The organism is Moraxella nasicaprae, assembly GCF_025643275.1.
Taxonomy (GTDB): domain Bacteria; phylum Pseudomonadota; class Gammaproteobacteria; order Pseudomonadales; family Moraxellaceae; genus Moraxella; species Moraxella nasicaprae.
This window is the reverse complement of the sequence record NZ_CP089977.1, coordinates 627,499-653,466: the sequence shown is the minus strand read 5'-3', so window position 1 is coordinate 653,466 and position 25,968 is coordinate 627,499. Positions and strand designations below refer to the sequence as shown.

At 44.0% G+C, this 25,968-nt stretch carries 23 protein-coding genes; 7 read left to right on the top strand and 16 right to left on the bottom strand.

Annotated elements, in window-relative coordinates; all coding sequences use genetic code 11:
- Positions 1-10 precede the first annotated feature (10 nt).
- Entirely contained in the window at positions 11-1,570 is a 1,560-nt protein-coding gene (locus LU297_RS03035; RefSeq protein WP_263076940.1) for a hypothetical protein, read from the top strand.
- Positions 1,571-1,578: 8 nt separating this feature from the next.
- On the opposite strand, the gene LU297_RS03030 is transcribed toward LU297_RS03035, so the two are convergent.
- Both LU297_RS03030 and LU297_RS03025 read right to left on the bottom strand, forming a co-directional pair.
- Positions 1,579-2,496, bottom strand: coding sequence for a histone deacetylase family protein (locus LU297_RS03030; protein ID WP_263076939.1), 918 nt, complete (start codon positions 2,494-2,496; stop codon positions 1,579-1,581).
- A 28-nt stretch (positions 2,497-2,524) separates the two neighbouring features.
- The gene (locus tag LU297_RS03025; protein ID WP_263076938.1) at positions 2,525-3,142 is read right to left on the bottom strand and encodes a YbjN domain-containing protein; all 618 of its coding nucleotides are present in this window, start codon (positions 3,140-3,142) and stop codon (positions 2,525-2,527) included.
- 161 nt (positions 3,143-3,303) lie between these two features.
- On the opposite strand from LU297_RS03025, the gene ccmA reads away from it, so the two are divergent.
- Both ccmA and LU297_RS03015 read left to right on the top strand, forming a co-directional pair.
- Positions 3,304-3,924, top strand: a complete 621-nt coding sequence (ccmA, locus tag LU297_RS03020) for a heme ABC exporter ATP-binding protein CcmA (RefSeq protein ID WP_263076937.1) — start codon at positions 3,304-3,306, stop codon at positions 3,922-3,924.
- The gene (locus tag LU297_RS03015; protein ID WP_263076936.1) at positions 3,921-4,595 is read left to right on the top strand and encodes a heme exporter protein CcmB; all 675 of its coding nucleotides are present in this window, start codon (positions 3,921-3,923) and stop codon (positions 4,593-4,595) included. The genes ccmA and LU297_RS03015 overlap by 4 nt, the downstream gene beginning before the upstream one ends.
- A 14-nt stretch (positions 4,596-4,609) precedes the next feature.
- Here LU297_RS03015 and LU297_RS03010 read toward each other — a convergent pair whose 3' ends face one another.
- The 10 genes from LU297_RS03010 to LU297_RS02965 all read right to left on the bottom strand — a co-directional run bounded on the left by LU297_RS03010 (position 4,610) and on the right by LU297_RS02965 (position 16,804).
- A complete protein-coding gene (locus LU297_RS03010; RefSeq protein ID WP_263076935.1) occupies positions 4,610-5,470 on the bottom strand; it encodes a carbon-nitrogen hydrolase family protein in 861 nt (286 codons plus the stop codon).
- 343 nt (positions 5,471-5,813) lie between these two features.
- On the bottom strand, positions 5,814-6,185 hold the full coding sequence (locus LU297_RS03005) for a DUF423 domain-containing protein (protein WP_263076934.1): 372 nt from the start codon (positions 6,183-6,185) through the stop codon (positions 5,814-5,816).
- Positions 6,186-6,191: 6 nt separating this feature from the next.
- Positions 6,192-7,046, bottom strand: a complete 855-nt coding sequence (gene rpoH, locus LU297_RS03000; protein WP_263077312.1) for an RNA polymerase sigma factor RpoH — start codon at positions 7,044-7,046, stop codon at positions 6,192-6,194.
- A 367-nt stretch (positions 7,047-7,413) separates the two neighbouring features.
- Positions 7,414-7,737 (bottom strand): sulfurtransferase TusA family protein, encoded by a 324-nt coding sequence (locus LU297_RS02995; RefSeq protein ID WP_263076933.1) that lies wholly within the window; start codon positions 7,735-7,737, stop codon positions 7,414-7,416.
- A gap of 129 nt (positions 7,738-7,866) precedes the next feature.
- Positions 7,867-9,465: an ABC transporter ATP-binding protein gene (locus tag LU297_RS02990; RefSeq protein ID WP_263076932.1), complete on the bottom strand. Its 1,599-nt coding sequence runs from the start codon at positions 9,463-9,465 to the stop codon at positions 7,867-7,869.
- A gap of 23 nt (positions 9,466-9,488) precedes the next feature.
- Positions 9,489-10,385: an oligopeptide ABC transporter permease OppC gene (oppC, locus tag LU297_RS02985; RefSeq protein WP_263076931.1), complete on the bottom strand. Its 897-nt coding sequence runs from the start codon at positions 10,383-10,385 to the stop codon at positions 9,489-9,491.
- Positions 10,386-10,405: 20 nt separating this feature from the next.
- The gene (gene oppB / locus LU297_RS02980) at positions 10,406-11,326 is read right to left on the bottom strand and encodes an oligopeptide ABC transporter permease OppB (RefSeq protein ID WP_263076930.1); all 921 of its coding nucleotides are present in this window, start codon (positions 11,324-11,326) and stop codon (positions 10,406-10,408) included.
- Positions 11,327-11,623: 297 nt separating this feature from the next.
- Positions 11,624-13,258, bottom strand: a complete 1,635-nt coding sequence (locus LU297_RS02975; protein WP_263076929.1) for a peptide ABC transporter substrate-binding protein — start codon at positions 13,256-13,258, stop codon at positions 11,624-11,626.
- Between the two features lie 33 nt (positions 13,259-13,291).
- Positions 13,292-14,929, bottom strand: a complete 1,638-nt coding sequence (locus tag LU297_RS02970; RefSeq protein ID WP_263076928.1) for an ABC transporter substrate-binding protein — start codon at positions 14,927-14,929, stop codon at positions 13,292-13,294.
- A 213-nt stretch (positions 14,930-15,142) separates the two neighbouring features.
- Positions 15,143-16,804, bottom strand: a complete 1,662-nt coding sequence (locus LU297_RS02965) for an ABC transporter substrate-binding protein (protein WP_263076927.1) — start codon at positions 16,802-16,804, stop codon at positions 15,143-15,145.
- A gap of 241 nt (positions 16,805-17,045) precedes the next feature.
- Here LU297_RS02965 and LU297_RS02960 point away from each other — a divergent pair, with 241 nt between their 5' ends.
- Positions 17,046-18,557: a M48 family metalloprotease gene (locus tag LU297_RS02960; protein ID WP_263076926.1), complete on the top strand. Its 1,512-nt coding sequence runs from the start codon at positions 17,046-17,048 to the stop codon at positions 18,555-18,557.
- Between the two features lie 47 nt (positions 18,558-18,604).
- Here the strand turns inward: LU297_RS02960 and LU297_RS02955 are convergent, their stop codons facing one another.
- From LU297_RS02955 to yihA, 3 genes are read right to left on the bottom strand one after another with little or no spacing between them, the layout of a single operon-like run.
- Positions 18,605-19,060, bottom strand: a complete 456-nt coding sequence (locus tag LU297_RS02955) for a GatB/YqeY domain-containing protein (RefSeq protein ID WP_263076925.1) — start codon at positions 19,058-19,060, stop codon at positions 18,605-18,607.
- 21 nt (positions 19,061-19,081) lie between these two features.
- Positions 19,082-19,927, bottom strand: coding sequence for a 16S rRNA (cytidine(1402)-2'-O)-methyltransferase (gene rsmI, locus LU297_RS02950; RefSeq protein ID WP_263076924.1), 846 nt, complete (start codon positions 19,925-19,927; stop codon positions 19,082-19,084).
- Positions 19,924-20,607 carry a ribosome biogenesis GTP-binding protein YihA/YsxC gene (yihA, locus tag LU297_RS02945; RefSeq protein WP_263076923.1) on the bottom strand — a complete coding sequence of 228 codons (684 nt, stop codon included), beginning with the start codon at positions 20,605-20,607 and terminating at the stop codon, positions 19,924-19,926. Before yihA ends, rsmI begins: the two co-directional genes overlap by 4 nt.
- 354 nt (positions 20,608-20,961) lie before the next feature.
- On the opposite strand from yihA, the gene LU297_RS02940 reads away from it, so the two are divergent.
- The 3 genes from LU297_RS02940 to LU297_RS02930 all read left to right on the top strand — a co-directional run bounded on the left by LU297_RS02940 (position 20,962) and on the right by LU297_RS02930 (position 23,208).
- Positions 20,962-21,657 carry a c-type cytochrome gene (locus LU297_RS02940; protein WP_263076922.1) on the top strand — a complete coding sequence of 232 codons (696 nt, stop codon included), beginning with the start codon at positions 20,962-20,964 and terminating at the stop codon, positions 21,655-21,657.
- A gap of 109 nt (positions 21,658-21,766) precedes the next feature.
- Positions 21,767-22,843 carry a hypothetical protein gene (locus LU297_RS02935; RefSeq protein ID WP_263076921.1) on the top strand — a complete coding sequence of 359 codons (1,077 nt, stop codon included), beginning with the start codon at positions 21,767-21,769 and terminating at the stop codon, positions 22,841-22,843.
- A complete protein-coding gene (locus LU297_RS02930; RefSeq protein ID WP_263076920.1) occupies positions 22,834-23,208 on the top strand; it encodes an RnfH family protein in 375 nt (124 codons plus the stop codon). The genes LU297_RS02935 and LU297_RS02930 overlap by 10 nt, the downstream gene beginning before the upstream one ends.
- A 356-nt stretch (positions 23,209-23,564) precedes the next feature.
- On the opposite strand, the gene LU297_RS02925 is transcribed toward LU297_RS02930, so the two are convergent.
- Complete coding sequence (locus LU297_RS02925) at positions 23,565-25,949, bottom strand: penicillin-binding protein 1A (RefSeq protein ID WP_263076919.1); 2,385 nt, start codon at positions 25,947-25,949, stop codon at positions 23,565-23,567.
- Positions 25,950-25,968: the final 19 nt, after the last annotated feature.

Genomic DNA, 25,968 nt, shown 5'->3' with positions numbered 1-25,968 from the left:
TGATTTAAATATGGATACAATTTGGTTTGACTTCAGAGAAATTTTAACCAATAATTATATAGCAGGTATTATTGCATCATTACTTGCATACATTGGTGCATCATTTTTAAATCCACGCCTTTCAAAATTTTTTAAGGCTTCTCTGTGTTTTGTTTTTTTAAAATACCAACATTGGTTACTAACTATGTTTGGTACATTTTCTTTATATTATTTTTTTAATATACCACTTGATTTAGCGATACTTTTATCAATAAGCGTAGTCGTGCTATTTTCACTTGTTTTTCATTTAAAATTTTCACCCAAAATTCCTGCATTAATTTATTTTGGTACTTTTTACGAAAATGAAAAAATCTACCTTGATAAAAACTTCCAAACTGAAAGAATAGATTTAATAATTCATGAGGAAATAGAAAAGTTTAATCAGCATAGTTATCTAAACAAAATGAATATTTTGCGTATAATAATAGCAGATATTCCAGAATTCTATATTATACCCAAAAATCTAATTAGCATTAATAGTTTTTTTAAAAAAACCATTAAAGATAATATTGTATTTGGTTTTTCATTTTTTATTAATCAAGAGGATATTATTTATAAGAGTTATCTAAATTTAGATAACCTTGATACATCTGCTAGTTTTAAGGAAAATATAGATGCCATTCAGGAAGTTTTGGATAACAATAATTTAAATGAAAGAGAAAAAATTAACCTTGCTATTAAAATAAATCTGATGGTTATAACACAATCTTTTAATGATATGTTTTTAAGATTTAAAGACTTATCTTCATTAAATTTCTCCCTACAAGATAATATTAAATTAATAAATGAAGTTAAGCAAATTACTCAGGAAAAAAACATAACATCACGAAATGTTGTTATGTTAATAAATAATTTTGAGTGTTCTTATTATAGATATAAGGCAATTTTAGAATTTGAAAAAAACAACTACGACCTTGCTATAAACTATATAGTTAAATCCCTAGATTTAAATCCCTACTTTCCTTACAACAACTATGAGGAATTTAAGAGGCTATTCGCTACAAGATATTATTTAGAAATGACATCAAATCTATGGGATATTTATGAATGTGACACAGAAATATTTGACCAAAAACCCCCTAAAGCTGAAATTGAAGAGTTTCAAAATATATTATCTCTAAGAATTGAGAGTAATATTGTTCTTTTTACTATTGATATTGTTGCTGGGTATATTTTGAGTAGAGAACTTACGGATAAAGAAATAGAGTTAATAGAGAAAAAACTAGCAGAAATTAATAATGACGTCGCAAAACTCTTATTCAAAACAGAAATATTAAAAATTCTACCAAAAGGTCATGATAAATTGAATAATTTATACTTAGAAAGACTGGAGGAATCCATAGAGATTCTAACTAAAATATATGAATTGGATAATTCTTTTTCTTTAATAACCCATAAAATTGGAATTCTTAAAACTATTTTAGGGGTTGCTAAAGGTGATGATGGGTTGATAAGTGAAGGTACAGCTTTGATAAAATTGGGGTTTGAGGAGTTGAAATCTATTGGTCTGGATTTAACAAAAGATGAGTGATGGTTTTTTTAAATTGTATAAATGTACAAATCTCTCACCACCCCAAACACCCCACAATGCCCCTTCACAATCACCCCCATATCAGGGGCATAGCCACCGCCCATGACCACCGTCATTGGGATTTGGCGGCGGTAGGCAGTTTTTATCACATAGCGTTCTCGCTCATACAGCCCATTCATCGTTAAGTTTATCCTACCCAATCTATCATCACAAAGGACATCCACCCCTGCGATATAAAAGATAAAATCGGGCTTAAACTCATCAAGCACTTTGGGTAAATGATATTTTAATAATGACAAATACTCATCATCGCCCACACCGTCCGCCAAAGCAATGTCTAGGTCGGAGGCAGGCTTGTGATAAGGATAGTTTTTCTCGCCGTGCAGACTCATCACAAAGACATTGGCATTATCCGCCATTATGGACGCATTGCCATTACCTTGATGGACATCTAGGTCAAGGATTAAAATCTTTTTGACAAGTCCTTGATTTAACAGCACATTACTTGCCACGCAGACATCATTTAGCACACAAAAACCCTCGCCACTGTCTTTAAAGGCGTGGTGTGTACCGCCAGAAGTGGATAAGCTAATACCGTCTGTTAGGGCGTATTTGGCACAGTCTATCGTCGCCCCAACGACATAGCGTTCACGGTCTATCAAATCTTGACTCATTGGTAGTCCGATTTTACGGCAATCTTTGGGCGGTAGGGTTAGCTCATCTAGCATTTGCCAATAGTCAGGACTATGCGTGGTCAAAATCTCATCAACCGTCGCCATTCTTGGAACAAAAAATTGAGACGGTGCAATGATGCCGTCCGCCAAGAGCGTTTGTGGTAAAAGACGATACTTTGCCATCGGAAAGCGGTGTCCCTCTGGCAAAGGCAAACAAAATAGGGGGTGGTGGGCGACTTTAAAAGACATCATAATTTGGTGATTTTGACCGAACAAAATATTATTGATACTGCTGAGTGGGTTCAAAAAATGGCGATGACTCTACTTCATCATCGTTTGGTTCATTCATCAGATAGTCATAGATGATGGGGCTTGGCTCTTCCTCCTGACAGAGGTCGCCATACAGCTCATGAGCAGCCTTACTTAGCTGAATGAGTAGATGCAGATACATATCCAGCAGCTTGTTGGTGGGTGGCACAAATTCAGCATCAAAACCGATTCGTACTCGCAGTTCGCCATCGTTGGTGTCTAGCTCAATGTTGCCCAGTGGTAGGCGGGTATTGATGCGATTGATGGCGACTAAGGCAGTGGCAAAATGCGTCTCTGGCACGGTTTGGGTCAAGACGCCGTACAGATTGACCAGCTGATTTTGTTCATTGACTTGCAGCACGCACGCCCAATCCTTGAATTCCTGAAAGTGTAGAATAAAATGCCAAGTATGTGGCAGATTGGGATTGTTGTGCTGTTCATAATGCCAATCTTTGTCAGACAGCCAAGAAGTGATGGTCTTGATTAGAGATTGGCGATGGCTGATTTGAGTGGTTGTCTCATCAGTTTGGGTGCTGTTGGAGCGATTGGATTTGGTCAATCTTTGCTTGAGTCGTTTGAAGAAGTTCATTGCCTAAAAATCTTACTTGTTTTGGTAGATTTTAACAAATTTTGCAGGATTTTTTGCAAAAATTATGCAGAAATTGGCATTTGATGACTGATTTTATGAGTGATTTTTTGGTATGATAACCATTTATGATGACAGCAGGTTGATGAGCAATGAGTGGGGCGATGAGCGATTATCAAACAAAGGGTCAATGGATTGCACAATTAGAGCAAGTGGCGGTACAGCGAGGCGACTTTGTGCTGTGTCAGGGCGTGTGTGCCAAACTGCGTGCAGGCGATATTTATCATTTGATTGGTGAAAATGGCTTGGGCAAGACGACCTTATTGTCTCAGCTGGCAGGATTATTGCCTATCATTGAAGGGTGGGTACAACTGCCAGCCCAAATGGTCTATGTATCCCATCAGCTTGGCATTAGCACGCATTTGACCGTAGAACAGAATTTAAGATTTTTATTGTCATTGTATGGCATTACTGCCGATGAGCAGATGATTGATGAATCGCTGGCGTGGGTGGGATTACAAGGATTGCAAGAAGTATCCAGCGTGCAATTATCAGCAGGACAAATGCGTCGTGTGGGCTTGGCAAGATTATTTGCATTGAATGTGTCGCACGCTCCCTTGTGGCTACTTGATGAACCTTTAACAGCATTAGATGTGAGCATGGTGGCAAAGCTGGAACAAAGAATTGTCGAATTTGCCAATGCAGGCGGTGCGGTACTGATGACCAGTCATCAGGCGACCAAGGCGACAAATGGTGTGTTGGATTTGGCGGAGTTTGCCCTATGATGAATCATGTATTTTGGACCATGCTTGGCAGAGAATGGCAAATCAAAAAACAAGGCATGGTTGGCTGGCTATACCCACTTGTCATCTTTTTGTTGATTATTACGCTGTTCCCCCTTGCTATTGGTAGCGAGCCTGTTTTGTTACAAAGACTTGCTCCATCTGCGGTGTGGATTGCTGCCTTGATTGCCTTAGTAATGGGGGTAGATGAGCTGTTTCGAGGCGAGTTTGAAAATGGCACATTGGCTCAGCTGGTGGTGGCAAATGCTCCCTTATCTGTCTGGGTATTGGCACGCTTGATGGTGCATTGGTTATTTAGTGCTGGTGCGGTGGCGGTATTGTCGCTATTGGTCGTGGTGCTGTTTGATTTGCCGATGATGGATACGGTGGTGCTGGCTGGCTCTATTGTGGTTGGTTCGCCAATGCTGCTTGGTTTGTCTGCGATTGCCAGTAGTTTGACGCTCACGCTAAAAAATGCCGCTGTCTTAGTGCCACTCATCGCCTTGCCAATGCAGCTGCCTGTATTGATATTTGCCACAGGGGCGGTGGATTTGTACGCCACAGGACTAAACGCACTGCCAACATTGGCATTATTGTCAGCAGGGTCAATCATCACGATTGTCATCACGCCTTTTGTGGTGGCGGCTGTCCTAAAAATGGCGTGGACTGGCTAGGCGACTGATGACGCTTATGCCAAGCGATGACAATCAAAAATTGGCATACGCTGACGCACGCTGTCTTGAAAGGCTTTATCAAAATCAGCATAGCAAACCAGATAGCCTTTTGTCCCAACTTCGGTGCTGTCTGTACTGACAAGTATCTGACCATGAGCATTGACCATCATGGCATGACCCCAAGTTTGGCGAGTGCTGTCGCCAATGTAATGCGTGCCACCTTGCGTTGCACCAATCATCAGGCACTGACTGTCTAATGCCCGAGCTTGAAGCAGCAGTTGCCAATGTGCTTGACCTGTCTGATGGGTAAAGGCGGCTGGCACGGTAATGATATCCGCCCCTTGTTGTCTTAGGCGTTGGGCAAGGCTTGGAAATCTGGCATCAAAACAGATGGTCAGCCCAATATTGACAGACATACCGTCTATCAGGCAGGGGGCAACAACCAGCTTATCGCCAGCCTCAAAAGTTCTGCCCTCATCGTAGTTGCCAGTACTGTCATTGACCGTGGCACGAAACAGATGGATTTTATCGTAGCGAGCGATTTGTTTGCCAGAGTCGTCAAACAGCAAGCTGCTTTGGCGAAATCTTTCTTGCGTGTTGCTACCATCAGGGCGATAAGGGCAGGGCAGAGTGCCTGCCAGTAGATGTACCTGATGCGTCTTGGCAAGCGTCTGAAAAAATACCACCATCTCATCAAATCTTTGAGCCAGTTCCCCTTGTCTGCCCATCACGCAGGCGTTTTCTGGCAGCACGATGAATTTTGCACCGTGTTTTGCTGCCTCCTGTACCGCTTGACTGATGATGGCAAGGTTTTGGTCGATGTTGGTTTGACTGCACAGTTGAATGCTGGCGATTTTTAGTGTTGATGTTGTCATAAGCTGGCTTGATTTGATGAATGGCGAGTGATGTGTTTGTGACGATAATGCGTCAGCTGACACCGTCAATCAGTCGTATTTTTAAAAAACCTACAAAAAACCCTTGAAAAGGTCGTTTATGATGGTTTTTCGGTTGAGTCGATATTTTGGGCAAAATCCACGCAATGATGGTTTTGCTTAGCGATGTTAATGGTGGGCGTTTTTTTAATGATGTTTAACCAAAAAAAATTCATGGGTTAATTTTTACCAAAAAATCATTGCCAAAATCCCAAAAATATGGCAAATTAGCAGGCGATACCCAATGATGATTTTATAACAGGCATTTTCATCATTGGGTATTTTTTTATGACTGATGAGAGCTGGATTTGGTTAAGGCAAGAGTCAACCAGCCAATAATCATCAGAGTGCCGCCAATGGGGGTGATTGCCCCAAGCCACTTTGGCAAGCCTAACGCCATCAAATACAGCGTACCGCTAAAAATCAGCACGCCAATCTGGATAAGCCATGCACTTAGGCTGGCACGATGGCGACTGACCGTGTGCAGCACGCCAATGGCAAGTAAGCCTAAGGCATGAATGAATAGATAGAGTGTGGCGGTCTGCCAAATCTGTAATTGGTAGTCGTTTGCGATGTTTTTTAGCCCATGTGAGCCAAATGCCCCAAACGCCACCGCCATCGCCAAATTGATGGCACTGATTCTAAGCCAGTTCATCATTGCTCCTTAGGTGTCCAAAATAACGCTATCGATGGTAATGGCTTCTTTGATTTTATCCATCGCATTTTTTTCGATTTGACGCACTCGTTCAGCGGAGATGTTGTACACAGCCGCCAGCTCGTGCAAAGTCGCCTTTTGGTCGGCAAGCCATCTTTGGGTGATGATGTCTCGTGAACGGTCATCAAGGCTATCCATGGCTGATTGTAGAGCGGTGGTGGTATTGTCCTCCCAGTCAGCTTCTTCAACCACTTCGGCAGGGTCAATGGCATCTTCTAAGAATAACTGCGGTGCATAGCGACCATCATCTTCATCGCTGTCTTGAATTTCAAATGAGGCGTCATAGCTGGTTAGGCGTGCCTCCATTTCCAATACCTGCTTGACGGTGACATTGAGGTCGTTGGCGATGGCGGTTGCCTCTTCAAGCGTGAGCTGATTGCTTGATTTTTTTAGGCTTCGTAGATTAAAAAATAGCTTACGATGTGCTTTGGTCGTGGCAATTTTGACGATTCGCCAGTTTTTGATGACAAATTCGTGAATCTCTGCCTTAATCCAATGCACCGCAAAACTGACCAAACGCACGCCTTTATTTGGGTCAAAGCGTTTTACTGCTTTCATTAAGCCCAAATTACCCTCTTGAATCAAGTCTGCTTGTGACAGCCCATAGCCAGAATAGCTTCTGGCAATATGAATCACAAAACGCAGATGGCTCATCACCAGCAGTCTGGCAGCTTCCAAATCGCCATCATTATAATATCGCTGAGCCAGTTTTTGTTCTTCTTCTGGGCTTAAAATGGGAATTTGATGCACGGTATTGATGTATGCCCCCAGATTGACACCAGGTGCAGTCAAATGTGTGGGCATCGCAGGCACTAGGTCTTTGGTGGCAACATTGGCGTCATCTATGACCGCAGGCGAGTAGCTTTTGGCAAGTTTTTTGTCCTGATAGTAGCTTTGTTCTAGTTCGTCAAGTTCGATGTCGTCAAATTCATCGTCCAACTCCCCAATCAATGCTTCATCAAGCTCATCGTCATAATCGCCAAATTCGTCATACTCATCGTAGTCATCATAATCATTGGCAGGGTGTGAATGTTTGGTCATTTTGATAACTTGGTTGTCTTTGATTTGATTAAATATTCTTTGCTATTGTACGGAACTCTGACCAGAAAGGCTAGTAAAAAATGCACAATTCATATAAATTATCACGCCAAAATAGCGACTATTTTTTGGTCTAGGGCTTATTGATGATGAAATGATAGCAAGGCTTATCTGTCCATTGGCTGACCCAGCTGTGTGCCATCAGCCCATTTTTTTTGCAAAAGGCGATGATATCGGTTTGTGAATTTTGGTCGCTGGCAAGCAAATATAACGATTGACCGCTTGCCACCAAGCGAAGCGACACCTTTGCTTTAAGCAGAGGCATGGGGCAGGGCAAACCTTGTGCGTCAAAAAAATGACTGATAGGACGCACGATTTCATCGGCTTGTTGTGCCAGTTCCTCGCTAAGATGATTGTACAAAGCTTCATCACAAGATGCCAAAAAAGGATAATTCATGATACATAGTTGTTTGTCAAAGTTATGTGCATAATGGGGCTGATAGTCAGGTTTTCAAGGTTTGGCTGTGATGATAAAAAATCCCAAAGATGATGACTTTGGGATTTTTTTGGTGTGATTGCCAAAAGATTATAGATTGAAAGTCGCTTCCAATAATTTTTTGGTGTACTCTTCTTTGGGGTTGTGGAAGATTTGTTCGGCATTGCCATATTCCACCACCTCGCCTTGTTGCATGACGATGACATTATTACTCATCGCACGCACGATGGCCAAATCGTGGCTGATGAATAGATAAGTCAGACCGTATTTCTTTTGCAGATTGCGTAACAGCTCAACCACTTTGACCTGAACCGAGCGGTCTAGTGCTGAGGTTGGCTCGTCCAGCAAGACAAATTTTGGGTTCAAAATCATGGCACGAGCGATGGCAATACGCTGACGCTGACCACCTGAAAACTCGTGTGGATAGCGGTTTAGGGCAGAGTGTGGCATTGCTACTTCGTCAAGCATTGCCAAGACTCGCTTGGTGCGTTCTTCTTTGCTTAGATGTGGCTCATGCACGGTTAGTGGCTCGGCGATGATGTCGCCTACCGTCAAGCGTGGCGATAGTGAGCCATAAGGGTCTTGAAAGACGATTTGGCGTTTTGCTTTTAGAGATTTTTGTTCAGCTTTTGACAGCTTGTCCAAATCTTTACCGTCAAAGCTGATTTTGCCAGTATAAGGCAGCATCTGCATGATTGCCTTGCCAAGTGTTGATTTGCCAGAGCCTGACTCGCCAACAATACCCAAAGTTTCGCCTTCTTTGACTTGAATACTGATGCCTTTGACTGCCTCAAAGATTTTGGTAGGCTTGCCAAAAAAGTTACTTTCTAGCACGAATTTTACTTTGACATCTTGGACATCAAGCAGCACTTTGGCATCGGCTGCCACAGGCTCTTTCATACCTTTTGGGGTGGAGTTAATCAGCTCTACCGTGTAGTCGTGCGATGGGTTGTTAAAGACTTCTTTGATGTCGCCACGCTCAACAATTTGACCGTGTCTCATGACACAGACTTTGTCTGAATAATGTTCTGCCAAGCCCAAATCGTGCGTAATAAAGATGATTGCCATGCCCATTTCAGCTTGCAATGCTCTAAGCAAATCCAGAATCTCTGCTTGAATGGTCACATCAAGTGCTGTGGTTGGTTCGTCAGCGATGAGCAGGTCAGGCTTGTTGGTCAATGCCATCGCAATCATGATGCGTTGTAATTGACCGCCTGAAAACTCGTGTGGATACTGTTTGAGCCGTCTTTGAGGCTCACGGATGCCCACTTTGGTCAAAAGCTCAACCGCTTGTGAGCTGGCTTGGGTTTGGCTGATGTTTGGGTTGTGCGTCGTGGCAGCTTCAATCAGCTGTGTACCGATGGTAAGATAAGGGTTTAGGCTGGTCATCGGTTCTTGGAAAATCATGCCGATACGCTTGCCACGCAATGATTGCAGTTCTTTTTCGCTGGCTTCTAGAATAGAGATGCCATCAAATACAATGGACGAACCTTTGTCATAGCGAGTGATGTTCTTTGGCAACAGACGCATGATTGACATGGAGGTAACTGATTTGCCAGAGCCTGACTCGCCAACCAATGCCAGCGTTTCACCCTGATCGAGGGTGAAATTTACGCCATTGACCGCATTGACCAAGCCATCTTCGGTAACGAATTTTACATTTAAGTCTTTGACTTCTAATAATGCCATTTTTATAACTCCAATTCCTTTGATTAGCGGTCTTTTGGATCAAGTGCGTCTCGCAAGCCATCACCAATAAAGTTAAAGCAGAACAAGGTAATGACCAAGAATGTTGCTGGTGCAAGCAGCTGCCAAGGGGCAACTTGCATGGTTTGTGACCCTTCTTGTAGTAATGCACCCCAGCTGGTCATTGGTTCTTGCACGCCCAAGCCCAAGAAACTTAGGAATGATTCAAACATAATCATACCAGGCACAAGTAATGATGCGTAAATCACAACCACGCCCAAGACATTAGGTACGATATGGCGAGTGATGATTTTCCAGTCAGAGACACCGCCTGTGCGAGCAGCGATGATGAATTCTTTATTTTTTAGGCTCAAAGTTTGACCACGCACGATACGAGCGATGTCAAGCCAAGAAACCAAGCCGATGGCAACAAAAATAAAGATGATGTTACGACCAAATAGAGTTACCATCAAAATCACAAAGAACATGAATGGAAAAGCGGTCAAAATTTCAACAAAACGCATCATCAGCATATCGACCTTGCCGCCCAAGTAGCCAGAAACAGAGCCATAAATCGTCCCAAAGACGACCGCAACCAATGCCCCAGCAATACCGACCATCAAGGAAATACGACCGCCGACAGCAACACGCACCAACAAATCACGACCTAGATTATCTGTGCCAAAGTAGTGCTTGCTATCAACAGAAGGAGCGATACCCATATTTGCCCAATCGGTATCGGCATAACCAAATGGCACAAACATAGGAGCAACAGTAACAAATACCGCAATTAATAGTAGAATAAAACAGCTGACCAATGCCGCTTTGTTGCGAGAAAAACGCTTCCAAGCATCTTGCCATGGACTGCGAGCTTTGACTTCCTTGACCAAATTGGCTGGCGTTGTAGTTGTTTGAGTAGACATAAACAATCCTTATTGTATGATTAGTATTTGATTTTCGGATCGATGACAGCGTACAAAATATCAACAATGGCGTTAAATACGATTGTCAAAGTACCAACCAAAATAGTTAGGCTAAGCACCAAGCTATAATCACGGTTCAACGCACCATTCACAAAGAGCTTGCCAATGCCAGGAATACCAAAAATAGTCTCAATAATGATAGAGCCTGTGATGATGCCCACAAAAGCAGGGCCAAGATAAGATACTACGGGCAACATCGCAGGACGCAGAGCGTGCTTAATGATGATGGTGCTGGTTGATAGACCTTTGGCACGAGCAGTGCGAATGAATGGACTGTTTAGGGTTTCAATCATCGAGCCACGAGTGATACGAGCAATGCCTGCTACATAGCTTAAAGATAAGGCGGTTACAGGCAAAATCAGGTTCATGAATGCACCATCATTCCAACCACCAGCAGGAAGCCATTTTAGAGTAACGGCAAAAATCAAGACCAATAGCGGTGCTTTTACAAAGCTAGGAACAGCAACCCCAATCATCGCCAATGTCATCAAAATATAATCCACAAATCCATTTTGGCGTAGTGCAGCAATGACACCAATAGTAACACCAATCAAGACAGCAACGATGAACGCATAAAGACCAAGCTCAAATGAAACAGGTAGGTTTTGAATCAAAAGTTCATTGATGGTGTAGTCTTTGTATTTGAATGATGGACCAAAATCACCATGCAATAGTTGCCATAGATAGTTTAGATACTGCATTCCCAAAGGGTCATTCAGATTGTATTTGGCTTCAATATTGGCAAGCACTGCTGGCGGTAGGTTCTTTTCGCCAGCAAAAGGACTGCCTGGTGCCAAACGCATCATAAAGAATGAAATGGTGATCAAAAACAGCAATGTTGGAATTGCTTCAAAAAAACGCTTAACAATCAGCTTAAACATAATACTTCCTTGACTACATCCGTCAATCTTCTGCCGAGTGGTCGATGATTTTGGATTGGTTCATAATGATTGCTTGTTTTGTGCGATATTATTTTCATACACAAATAAACACAAAACTACCACAAAGCCGTATTATAACAAACTTTTTTAGAAAAAATCACAGAGCGTGGCGATTTTATTGCTATTTTGTATGGGTTTTTCAAATCAAATAATGTATATTTATTGTTTTTTTCTATATATTAAACATAAAAAATGGTGTACTGCAACATACAGTACACCATGACATTACAAGCAGATTTATTTTTTGAGTTTCCAATCTTTGACCTGCCAGTTGTGCAGCGGGTCTTTTAGTGTTGGAGCGTCTAGGTGTGGCTTAATCATGTGAGAGCCAACAGACAAGAACAAGTAAGCAGCTGGCACATCTTCGTGCAACAGGCGTTCTGCTTGAATATACAGGTCTTTGCGTTGTTCAGCAGACACATCTGGGGCAGTTGTTGCATCTAGCAAGCTGTCAAATTTTGGATTGTTGTACTTACCGTTATTGTTGTCGTTGTTCGCTCGGAACATATTTAGGAACGACGATGGTTCGTTGTAGTCGGCACACCAGCCACCCAGAGAAATTTGGAAGTCGCCTTGATGACGCATTTGCTGCATGACTTTCCATTCTTGATTGACCAAGGCGGTATCAACAAAACCAAGATGTTGTTTCCACATGGCTGATACGCCAGCGGTCATCATTTTGCCAGTCTCGCTGGTGGTGTACAAAATTTCTACTTTTAGCGGATTATTTTCGTTATAACCAGCTTCGTTTAGTAGCTTTTTGGCGGTAGCAGCACGAGTTGCCATATCCTGAGTTGCCCATACTGGTGTTACCTTGCCTAAGCCTTGCATGATTTCAGGCGTGAACTGATAAGAGGCGATTTCGCCACGCTTCATCATGTCTTTGGTCACGATGTCTCTATCGATGGTCAGATTCAACGCTTGACGCACTTTAACATCATTGGTTGGTGCTTTTTTGAAGTTGTAGTCTAGATAGTAGTGACAGAAGTTTGGTGCGGTACGCACTTGGTCTTCGCCAAGCTCTTTTTTTAGAGCTTCAAACTGCTCTGGCGGAACACCGCCCACAAGGTCAATATCGCCTGCTTTGTATTGATTGATTGCAGCCATGCCTTGAATTGGCAAAAATTCCACAGTATCGATGGAGGTTTTGTCATTGTCGTAGAACTTCTCGTTGCGTTTTAGGCGGATTACTTCGCCTGTTTTGTTTGCTTCGAGAGTATAAGCACCGCTCACCACGATGTTGGCAGGGTCTGTCCATTTTTCGCCAAATTTTTCGATGGTGGCTTTATGCACAGGGGCAGCGACTGGCAATGCCAACAGTTCAGCCAAATACGGTACAGGTTCTGATAGGGTGATTTGTAGTGTGTGGTCGTCAAGCGCTTTGATACCAACGCTGTCAGCACTGGCTTTACCGGTGTTAAATGCAGCAGCATTCACCACTTTGGCATCAGCAAGATAAGTGCCGTAGTGCGATGCAGTTTTTGGGTCAAGCAGACGCAGCATACTGTACACAAAATCGTGTGCGGTCAATGGTTCGCCATTTGACCATTTGGCATTTGGATTTAGCTTAAATGTCCAAACTTTTTCGTCCACATTACTCCATTCGGTAGCAAGGCTTGGAATGGTTTTGCCCTCAGCATCGGTGGTGGTTAGACCTAAGAACATCTGGCGAATGATGTTGAATGAGCCAACATCATTGGCGATGTGTGGGTCAAGTGATTCAGGGTCATCGCCATTATTGATACGCACGACATTTTGAGCTTTTCCTTCTGCACCTTTGCCGTCAGCAGCCTTGTCCTGACCACAACCTGCCAGCAATAGCATTGCAGAAATGATAGAAACGCCTAAGATTTTTGATTGGGTATTTAACATAAAAAACTCCTTGTGTTTGTTAAATATCGATGGTTATTTTTTGATAGACCAATATTTGGCTTGCCACAAATCCAATGGGTCTTTATTGGAGTAACCTTGAACATAGGGCTTGACCAAACGAACATTGGCATAATAGAAAATGTCAATCTGTGTGCTGTTTTCATCCATAATGCGTTCGGCATCTTGGTAGAGTTTGATGCGAGCAGCGTCATCAACATCAGCACGCAAGGATTGCTCCATCAATGCGTCAAATTGCGGGTCTTTAAAACCGCTCCAATTATTCGTATTGTTTGATTTTCTAAGGTTTAGGAAGGTGGAGGCTTCATTATAATCGCCACACCATCTGGCACGAACCATTTGATAATTGCCATTTCGGCGACTGTCTAGGTAGGTTTTCCATTCTTGGTTGATGAGTTCGGCATTCACAAAACCAAAGGCATCTTTCCACATACTGGCAGCTGCCACAGCGATTTTTTTGTGACTTTCGTTGGTGTCGTACAGCAAAGTGAAATTGAGTGGATTATTTTGATTATAACCAGCTTCGCTTAATAACTGCTTGGCGGTTTCAATGCGTTTGGCTCTGTCCCAAGATTGCCATTCTGGGGTGTATGTCAGGTTGCCTTTGATGGCGGTCGGGGTAAATTGGTAAGCCACAGGCTGACCTTGCCCCATGACTTTGTCAGCAATCAACTCTCGGTCAAAAGATAACATCAAGGCACGACGCACTTTTTCGTTATCAAACGGTGCTTTGGCTTGGTTTAAATCATAATAATAAGTACATAGCGTGGGTGCGGTTTTTAGCTCATCGCCCAAAGTGGCTTTTAGGTCAGCAAATTGTTCTGGCGGTAATTCGCTGGCGGTAATATCCACTTCGCCTGCCTGATAACGCACCACATCGGTGGTGGCTTGCGAGATTGGCAATATGATGAGTTCATCAATGCTGGTTTTGCTATTATCGTAATAGTGTTCGTTACGAGTTAGAACGATTTTTTCGTTCACTAGCCATTCGGTTGGCTTGTAAGCACCATTGACCACGATGTTGGCAGGGTCTGTCCATTTTTCGCCAAATTTTTCGATGGTGGCAGGGTGGACAGGTTGCACTGCACTATGCACCATCATATCTACAAAGTAGGGAACAGGTTCTGATAGAGTGATTTGTAGTGTTTTGTCATCAATGGCTTTGACACCCAAAGTATCGATTGCCGCCTTACCATCGATGATGGCTTGGGCGTTGAGCACTTGGGCATCAGCAAGATAGCTGGCATACGATGAGCCTGTTTCTGGATTGACCAGACGGCGGAAACTAAATACAAAGTCTTCGGCAGTCACAGGGTCGCCATTTGACCACTTGGCATCACGCAGTTTGAATGTCCAGACTTTATTGTCAGGACTGCTCCATTCGGTCGCCATGCCAGCAATCAGATTGCCGTCATTATCAGTGCTGACCAAGCCTTCGGAAAATTGGCGAATGATATTGGCCTCTTGAACACCTTGTGCCAAGTGCGGGTCAAGCGATTCAGGCTCGCTGGCGTTGTTGATGGTCAGGCTGTTTTTGGCTTGGCTAGATTGACTGGCTTGGGTTTCTTTGGTTGGGGTTTCTGATGAACAGGCAGTCAGACCCATTGCGATGCTTAGAGCAGCGACCAAAGCGGTCTTTGTTAATGATGACATATTAAGAATCCTTATTTGTCCAACATTCCTTGTGGTGGGGTGGAGAAGTGTGTGCAATTTTACAAGATTGTATCAGTTGCGTAACCATACAATAACACCGAATTTTATAAAATTCAATGATTTTATGCAAAAAATATCGGAAAAAATATTGCAATTACCCACTAAAAATGCCCAAGTTGTTGGCTTGGGCATTTGGCATGAGTCGCATTGATATTAGTTACCAGCGACTTTGCTTAGGTTTTTGACTTCCCATTGGAATAATGGGTCAGTTGTTGTCAGACCTTTCACGGTTGGGCTAACCAAGCGGTTGTCGGTGTAGTGATAGACAAAGATGGTTGCTGCATCTTTATCCAGTATCGCTTCGGCTTGGGTATATAGGTCTGCACGCTGTTCTGGGGTAACATCGCCACCCAAAGTTTTTGCCAAGATGGCATCAAACTCAGGATTGTTGTACTTACCATTGTTGTTTGAGTTCTTCGACTTGAAGGTATTTAGGAAAGTCGATGGCTCGTTATAGTCAGCACACCAGCCACCACGAGCGATGTCGAATTTTTGTTGGCGACGGGTTTCAAGATAGGTTTTCCATTCTTGGTTGTTTAGCGTGACATTAACAAAGCCAATGTTTTCTTTCCAGAACTGGCTGACAGCAACAGCAATCTGTTTGTGTGATTCGCTGGTGTTATGCAGCAGTTCAAAGGTCAAAGGATTGCTTTCGTTGAAACCAGCTTCGTTCAGCAGACGCTTGGCTTCGGCAGCACGCTTGGCTTTATCCCAAGATTGCCATTCTGGATTAAAGTCTTTGATGCCATTGGTGATTTTTGGCGTGTACTGATAAGCAGGTTTTTGACCTTGTCCTAGGATATTGTCGGTAATCACTTCACGATCGACAGTCAAAGCCAATGCCTTACGCACACGAACATCATTAAATGGTGCTTTGGTGTGGTTAAACTCATAGTAGTAAGTACATAGGCTTGGCGTGGTTTGTACTTGATCACCCAGCTCTGCTTTTAGTGTCTTGTACTGTTCAGGCGGTACAGTAGAAGTGATGTCAAGCTCGTGAGCCTTGTAACGAGATACTTCTGCTGCCCCTGCCTCAATCGCTAGGAAAGTGATTTTATTGATGGTGGTTTTGTCGTTGTCAAAGTATTCAGGGTTGCGTTCTAGCACGATACGCTCATTGACCACCCAATCGACAGGCTTGTATGGACCATTGACCACATAGTTGCCAACAGAAGTCCACTTATCGCCAAGCTCTTTGACAACTTTTGGATTGACAGGCTTGACAGAGGTATGGAACATCATATCAGGCAGATAAGGTACTGGCTCTGATAAAGTGATTTCTAGGGTTTTTTCGTCAATGGCTTTGACGCCCAAAGTTTCAGGCTTGGCTTTACCGTCCACGATGTCTTGGGCGTTGGCAAAATGAGCGTCCACCAGATATGACGAATAAGGCGATGCGGTCATCGGGTCAATCAGACGGCGGAAGCTAAATACAAAATCTTCGGCAGTCACAGGGTCGCCATTTGACCACTTGGCATCACGCAGTTTGAATGTCCAGACTTTGTTATCAGGACTGCTCCATTCGGTCGCCATACCAGGAACGGTCTTGCCATTGTCATCAACAGAAACCAAGCCAACCAGCATTTGACGCAAAATGTTTGATTCTGGCACGCCAGCCACTTTATGGGGGTCTAGTGATTCAGGTTCGGCACCATTACCGATGATGATTTCTTGGGCGACACTAGCGTCAGCAGGGGCGGCAGCATTGGCATCGGTGGCTTGGGCTGACTTTTTGTCTTCGCCGCAAGCGGTTAGTAGAGTACCTAAGCCAAGTGCAACAGCAAAGCAAAGAGGGGTAAGGCGAGTGCTTTTCATAAAGTTATCCTTTTCAACAATAAAAGCAGATATATCCAAATTCTGACTAAGCCATCTGATTATGATTCCAAAACTTAACAAAGTTTGCTCATCAAGCCAGCCATTGCGATTTATATTGACAAAATATAACCAATCTGTCAATAAAAATAACAAAAATATTGATTATTGAGACAAATTTTGTGAATAATGGTGCTGTATTTTGGTTGTGGTTCATCATTCATCTTTCATCAGAAGTCACACAATGAGTAATCAAGCGATGTTAAAAAAATTAGCCGTAGCGATGGCGTGTCTGCCAATGTTAGCAATGAATGCCAATGCCCATCAAGGGCAAGGCGAAAAATCCTTATTTCAAGCACCAAGTCTGGCAAGCGGTGTTGGTTTTTATGAAAAACATCGCAATGAACAGCTGGCGGCATGGTCGCTTAGACAGATTTATGACAGCTTGCCTGTGGTAAATGACCCTTGGTCGGAGCAGGTGATTCATCAGATGAGCGGTCATATGAATGGATTGGTGCGTCAGCTACCTTTGTATTCAGTACTACTCATCAATGATAATAGCATCAATGCTTTTGCCGTACCTGGTGGTCTGATTGGCATGAATACAGGAACTATCATTGGTTCGCAAACAATGGACGAAGTGGCAAGTGTGCTGGCACATGAGATTGCTCATATCAGCCAAAGACACTATGAGCATCAATTAGACAATCAAAAAAAGCTGTTGGCGATGCAGTTGGGCGGGTTGTTGGCGGCGATTGCTGCTGGTGCTGCGGGCGGTGGTGGCGATGCGGCATTGGTGGCGATGGCAGGGTCACAGACGGCGAGTGCCGAAGGAGCGGCGGTACATAGCCGAGAACATGAGCGAGAGGCTGACCGTGTGGGTATGCAGATTTTGGCACAAGCTGGCTATGATGCTGATGCCATGCCAAGATTTTTTGAAAGACTACAAAAACAGCACATGCTTAATCAAGGCAAAGGCTCATTCGTACCCAGCTTTGTGCAGTCACACCCATTCACCAGCGAGCGATTAAGCGAGGCAACCGCCAGAGCCAGTGCCTATCGTCCGCCAGTCATGACCGCCAAACAAGAGCAGGCAAAATTATTTGACCAATGGGTGTGGCGATTAAAGTACCTAACCAAGCAAACCACGCACACCCAGCTTGTCGCACACGCCACCCAAAGTATTGGAGCAAGATTGGCTTTGGCGACCTATTTGGCGGATAATCATCGTCATCAAGAGGCGAGTGAAGTCATGAAGGCAGGTGATTTAAATCCATTTGACCCGTTGGTTTGTGTGACGCAGGCACATTTATTGGCCGCCAAAAAAGACTATGCAGGTGCGGTGCTTGCCATTAAGCCGTGCCAGCTGATTTATCCTGAACGCAGGGATTTGCGATTGTATTTGGCACAGCATCATATCCATGCTGACCAGCCGACCGATGCCTTGGTGCTGCTCAATGATTTGACCCAAGATGGCTCGCATGATGTGCAGGCGTGGCAATTAGCTCAGCAGGCTTATCAAAAACTGGCTCAGCTGACCGATGATGAAATGCAAATCACCACCGCCACCATTCATGCTTTGCGTGCCCGCAGTCAGGTGGCACTGTGGCATGGTCAATACCAAGAATCTTTAAAATCACTTGCCCAAGCCCAACAAGTCGCTAAGCGTGATGATGATAGATTGGCGGCTTTGTCAGCATTATTAGAAAAAGATAAGCAAGCTGTGATGAGTGCCAAAGAATTTAAGCCAAAATAATCATCATTAAATTGGCTTAAATCATGACATGCTTGATAAGAGGCGTATTAGGCGGTCAGGGCTTTTTTGACCAAGGCTGAAATGACGGCAGGGTCAGCTTGTCCAACGGTTTGTTCTTTGACGGCATTCATGACTTTGCCCATGTCTTTCATGCCATCAGCATTTAGTTGACTGATGGTGGCGGCGATGATGTCGTTCAGGGCGGATTCGTCAAGCTGAGCTGGCAAAAACTGGCTGATGATTTGCATTTCAAAAGATTCCTGAGCTGCCAAATCTTCACGACCGTTGGTTTGGTAGATTTGTAACGACTCTTGGCGTTGTTTGATTTGTTTTTGTAGGATTGCCAGTACCGCCTTGTCGTCAAGCTCGACTTGTTCATCAATCTCAATCTGTTTGATGGCGGCTTGGACATTTCTTAGGACTTTAACTTTGTCCATTTCTTTGGCTTTCATGGCGTTTTTGACCGCTTCGGTGAGGGCGGATTTTAGACTGTTGTCAGTCATGGTTAGCTCCTTAGTTGATGATTATGAATTGGGTGTTGATTGCTGTAATGTCAGCAGACGGTCATAGACTTGACCTTTTTTGAGTCCAAGCACATCAGCAACGATGCTGGCGGCTTTTTTGGGAGGTAGTTCTTGGGCGATACGCAGCAGCCATGCATCATAGTCTTTATCGTCTTTTTGGCTGATTTGTACGCCTGAGACCACAAGAACAATCTCGCCTTTTTGTTGATTGGCATCATTTTTGACAAATTCAAGCAACTCGCCCAGTGTCGCCTGCTTAATCGTCTCAAAAGTTTTGGTCAATTCACGGCATAGTGTGGCAATTCTATCTGCACCAAAAACACCTGCCATGTCTTCTAAGCATTCGATGATACGATGGGGTGCTTCATAAAAAATCAAAGTTTCTGGACGGTTTTGCCACAGTGCCAATGCCTTTTGGCGACCATGTGTTTTGGCTGGCAAAAATCCCATGAAACTAAACTTATCTGAGGCAAGCCCTGCCGCTGATAATGCTCCCACCATGGCACACGCTCCAACGATGGGCGAGACGCTAATGCCATGTTGATGGGCTGCCTTAACCAGTCGAAATCCAGGGTCTGAGATGAGCGGCGTGCCAGCATCTGAAATGAGTGCGACCGATTGTCCTGACAGCAGTTTTTCGATGAGTTTTTGGGTTTGGCTATCAGCGTTGTGTTCATGATAGGCAACCGTTGGGGTGGTGATGTTAAAATAGTTGAGTAATTTTGCCGAAGTGCGAGTATCTTCGCAGGCAATCAAATCCACCTGTTTGAGCGTCTCAATGGCACGAGTGGTCATGTCGCCCAAATTACCAATGGGCGTGGCGACTATATATAGTGTGGCGTTCATGGGTTGTTGTCTTGTGTGGCTGGTGTTGGAGTTTCGTCTGTCTGCTGCTGGATTTTGGCTGGTAGATTTGCCAAGTCCAGCCAATCGCCCAGCACGCCTGACAGTTCATCTAGCCCCTCTTTTTTTAGGGCAGAAAACAGCTGAATGCTAAATGGCAATCCAAGAGCGTCCAGTTGTTTTTTGGTGGCAAGTAGAGCGGTTTTTTGAGCACCTCGTTTGAGCTTGTCGGCTTTGGTCAAAAGCACATGTACGGGCAAATCGCCATCTTTTGCCCAATGCAGCATTTGCTCATCAAAATATTTGAGTGGGTGACGAATGTCGGTCAGTAGCACCAGCCCTGCCAGCGATTGACGAGACACCAGATATTCTTCTAGCTCTTTTTGCCATTTGATTTTCATGCTTTCAGGGACGGCAGCGTAGCCATAGCCTGGCAAATCAACAATGCGTGCGTCTTGATGACCGACAGTAAAAAAGTTAATCATCTGGGTGCGACCTGGTGTCTTGGAGGAGCGAGCCAGTTGTTTTTGGTTGGTGATGGTATTGATGGCGGACGACTTACCAGCGTTTGAGCGTCCAGCAAACGCCACTTCAAAGCCTGTATCTTCTGGGCAAAGTTTAAAAGTGGGGGCAGACATCAAAAATCTGGTCTGATGAATTTGTTTTAAAAAATCGTAAGTCATATTAAGCACAAAGCGGTCTAAAAATATTTAATCATCTAAGTGTATCACGAAATATCAAAAATGCCAAAATCGCCAACCAAATCAGTAAAATATCCATCAAGTGGTCGATGTATTTACCAAAAAAAACCGCTGATTTTTCTCCACAAAAACACGCACAACACCATGGGAAAATAATTTTTTTAAAAAAATGTTGCCAAAGCCACAATTTTTGTAGGAAAATTTACTAAAATCTTGCTATAATAGTGCTGTTTTCAAAATCTTTTGTGAATAATAACAATTGTGCTAGATTTTTTGCATAAAATTTAGCGGACGAACAAAACCCAAGACTTAGCCAAGTTAGTAGGAAATTGTCATATGAAACCTGCAAAAAAAGCAATGTTAGCCAAAGTAGCCCTAGCGACTGGGATTGGCTTTGCCAGCTTATCTGCTCACGCTGTCTCTTATCCTGTACCTGCTTATGACATCGAAGCAGGTAAGGCGATTGTGGAAGTTAATTGTGCTGCCTGTCACGGCATGAACGGTGTTAGTGCTGCACCAGCACAACCAAACCTTGGTGGTCAAAACATCAAGTATCTATATAAGCAGTTGGTGGACTTCAAAAATAAAACCCGTCGTAATGGCATTATGGAAGCTCAGCTTGTTGGTCTAACCCAGCAAGATTTGGCTAACTTAGCGGGCTATTATGCAAATCAAGCTCCTTGGACACCAGGCTATGGTAATAAAGCTACTGCCGCAGAAGCTGCTAAGCTATATCTAGGCGGTGACAAGACTCGTGGTGTCATTCCATGTGCAGGTTGCCATGATCCTAAGGGTAATGGTAACGCTTGGGCTGCATTCCCACGCTTGGGTGGTCAGCACGCATCATATTTGGCAACTCAGCTAAAACTATTCCGTGCCGCAGGTCGTGAAGATGAAGTTGGTTCTGATATGGAAGTGCGTACCAATGACGCTGCCAAAAAAGGCGAAAAAGGCATGATGCAGATGGTTGCTTCTCGTCTATCAGACCGTGACATCAAGATTCTGTCTGAATATCTATCAGCCGTGCATTGATTTGATGTGCAAAAAAAGCTCCCAGTTGGGGGCTTTTTTCTTGGCTTTATTTTGCTTTATGGGGCTTTGTGTTACAATAATCTTTATTTTTAATTGATTGGTGAAAAAAATGACACACCGTTATTTGGTCTTTTTGATTGCTGGGGCATTGCCTTTGCTATTGACAGGATTGATTGCACCGAGCATGGCACACCAACTGGATTTTTGGTTGTTGTGGCTTGGGGCAATGTTTGTGGGCTTGCCTGTATTGTTTGCCGAAGTGGCATTGTCCGCTCGTTCAGCAGACGCTCCTTGGCATGGCATGCAAAAACTGACTCGTGAAGCTGATGCTGGGGTGATTTGGCGAATTTTTGCTGTACTATCGGTATTGATATCATTACTGATTGCAGGAAGTGTGAGCAGTCGCATTGCTTTTGCTTTGACCGATGGGCATTTGGCAGAGTTTGGTAAAAGCGTGCAGATTCCTAGCATTGGCTTGTCGGCTGGTGTGATGGTGGTGGTGTTGATTTTAAGTTTATTAAAATCACGATTATTGCCTGTTGGCTTGCTACTGCTGGTTGCGGGTGCAGTAATTGCTTTGCTGGGTGGGGTGACAATTCCTGCCATGAGCGAAGTTAGTCTTGGCGAATGGGCAAAAGCGGTTGTATTGGCGTTGCTGTGTGTCGGTGTGGGCAGTGGACTATATTGGTTTGGCACGGTGGGTATCTCCAATCAAAGTATGCAGCTTAAAAAATCACTATCAGGATTGATTTTGCCCATTTGGCTGACGCAGCTGGCTTTTGGGGCGTTGGCATTGTTGGTCAGTAGTTCTTTGATTGACGCATGGTCTTTTGTGGTTAGCGGTTTGGGCATGTTGCTGGTGGTGGCATTTTTATTGTATTATGCTGGCAGTCAGTTGATTGCTCGTTTGGGTGTCTTGGTTGGCGGAGGTCTGACTGTGATTTTGGCGATGTTGGCAAGTTTGTTGCCGACAGCGGTGATGTCGCAGTTGATTGCCGTTGTTGCTTTATTGGCGGTGTTATTGTTGGCGATTTTTGCAGGTTTTGTGATGAAAATCAGCCATTTGCGTAAGACTTTCAATTTTGCCAGTGAGCTGCGTTACAATATCTGGCGTGTCTTGGTGCGAATCATTGTGCCTGTGGCGGTACTGATGGCATTGGTGGGCTTGGTGCTAGAATGGCTATAAATCCCATCAACATTGCTGTGGTTTATGCTGGGCAAGATACGCAAAAATACGCTGAATACCAAGTGGAGCAAGGCACTACCATTTTGCAAGCATTGCAAGATGGTGGCTGGCTTGCGATGCCAGAATTGGCAGAATTTGGTCAATGGTGCCAAGACAATCAGTACAGCGACCCCAACCATCGTGCGTGGTATGTGGGCGTATATTCTGTCAAAAAACGGCTTGATGAATCACTAAAAGATGGCGACCGTATTGAGATTTATCGGTCTTTGTCCGCAGATCCGATGAGCCAAAGGCAAGCAAAATCCAAACTTAAAGCCAAACAACAGGCCGCTGAGCGTTCGCATAAGCGAAAACGAACAGCATAGTTGGAGTTGATTTTCTTACGATTTTGTCAAATAAACCGCTACCGTCAGTTTGGGTAGCGGTTTTTTTATGCACTCTTATAAGATGGGGATGATTTGTGCTGCTATTGATGAATGATGTGAATTGGTATTACTGTGAAAAGTATAAAAATAAGGGGATAATAAACAATCTTATCATCGAACAAAAATGTAGATATTTGATGACGCTAATAAATCCATCATGCACCATCATTGACAAAAAGGCTTGGTTTTTTGGTGTTTTTATTGGATATATGATTTGACATTAAGCAGATGAATTTGACAATTTTGACAATAAAAAATCCCCTTGTTGAGCAACGAGGGGATTTTATTGATTTGGGTTAGTTGTCTTTAAGTTCGATGACCTGCTGTGTGGTCTTCGTGGCTTTTGAACGGTCTTCTTTGCTGACCCATTGAATTGGTGTACCACTGAGTTCTTTACGCATGAAGTTTACCCAAATTGGTAGGGCAGCAACACCACCGTACTCTTTGGCACCTAATGGCGATGGTGTGTCAAAACCAACCCAGACGATGGCGACATTGGTTGGGTGGAAGCCTGCAAACCAAGCATCTTTGGCAAGGTTGGTTGTCCCTGTTTTACCGCCTACATCGCCACGACCAACAGCACGGGCTTTTTTACCCGTACCGCTGGTGATGACTTCTCGCATCATATTAGAGATGTTGTAAGCGGTCTCTTGTGAGATGATGCGAGGTGCTTGTTTGGCAGCCACATATTGTGGTGCGGATTTTGGATTTAGACGGTCAGCCGCAGCTGTACCTGCTTGTGGTGCAGGTGCATCCTGAGCGTCAGTCTTAGCCTGCTCTTTTGCTTTGGTAAAGTCATCAAGCAGTTTTTGATTGGTTTTTTCAAGCTCTTCATTAAAGCAGGCAGCACATGCTTGTACAGGGTTGGCTTGATAAACCACATCATTGGCAAAGTTATAAATGCGTTCAACAAAATAAGGCTGAATGCGATGACCGCCATTGGCGATGGTGGCAAAGCCTGTTGCCATTTGTAGTGGTGTAACATCTGCTGCACCTAGTGCCAGTGCCAGCGTTGATGGCATACGATCCATTTCCAGACCACCCATCATATTCATCAGTTGGCGAGTCTCATCAAGACCAGCAGAGCGAAGCAGACGAATCGCAGGCGTGTTACGAGACAATGCCAATGCACGGCGTAGCGTCATGTTGCCTGTGTAGCGACCATCAGCATTTTTTGGTCGCCAGCTACCAATACGAATGGCAGCGTCTGAAACCAAGCTGTCAGGCGTGTGTTTACCTGTTTCTAAGGCTGCTGCAAAGACAAATGGCTTGATGGTTGAGCCAGGCTGACGATAGCCTTGAATGGCACGGTTAAATTTACTGTGGTTGAAGTGGAAACCACCCACAACGGCACGCAATGCCCCATTCTCAGGGTCAAGAGAAACTAATGCACCTTGTACTTTTGGAATGGATTCCATCTTCCAAGCAGTTTTGGCTTCGTTTAGTGGAGAGATTCGTACGATATTGCCCACTTTGACCATTTGATGGGCGTTGCTATAACCACCACCAACACGGTTGGCACTATAATAGCGACGAGCCCAGTTCATGCCAGACCAAGGAATGGTTACTTTATCACCTGATTGAAGCTCTGCTTCAAAGCTGTTGTTGTGCACTTTGGTGACTTTGGCAGGATAAATGTTATCAAAATTCTTACGACCTGCCAATTCGCCTGACTCAGCCTCCACGCCACGCCAGCCATGACGGCGGTCGTAACTACGCAAACCGCCCACCAATGCCGCATCAGCATCTAGTTGTGATTGACTATCAATGGTTAGCTGCACACGCCAGCCGGAATCCATCACTCGATCGCCATACTGCTCAACCAAAGAGTTTCTTGCCATCTCTGCCACATAAGGCATGTTCAAATCAAGCTGTTCGGTATAAGGTTTTAGACCGATGGGTTCGGCAATGGCAGCGTCATGCTCTGCTTGCGTGATGTAGCCTTCTTTGAGCATTCGCCCAATAATCCAGTCACGGCGTTCTAAGGCTCGCTCTGGATTGATGACAGGATTGTATTTGGAAGGAGCTTTTGGCAAGCCTGCAATCATTGCCATCTCGCCAATGGTTAGGTCATTTAATGTCTTGCTATAATAGCGGCGAGCCGCTGCCTGCACCCCGTAAGTACCTTCGCCCAGATAGATTTTATTGACATATAGGGTTAAAATTTCATCTTTGGTCAGCTCGTCTTCGATTTTACGAGCGATGAACAATTCGGTCAGCTTACGGTCAATGGTACGCTCAGAACTTAGAAAATAGTTTTTTGCCACCTGCATGGTGATGGTCGAGCCACCTGTTTGAGAGTCATCGTCAGTGATGACTTCGGTCAAAGCACGACCTAAGCCTTTAACACTAATACCGCTATGCTCAAAAAATGATGAGTCTTCTGCTGCCAAAAATGCGTGAATCAGATGTTGTGGAATCTCTGCACGGGTTACAGGCAACGAATAGCGATTGCCGTACTGCCCGATGAGTTTGTTGTCGGCAGTGTAGATTTGCAGCGGCATTTCAAGTTCGGTTTTGTTGATGTTTTTGACATCAGGCAGGGTTGGTTCAAGGTACATCGCCATACCATAAAAACCAATCGGAAACGCCAATAGTAAAATCAGAATCAATGCAAAAATTGCCAGTAGAATTTTTAATAAAATTGACAGCAATGATGCGGTAAAGGTTTTATCAGACATAAAATCATCTTAATTATTT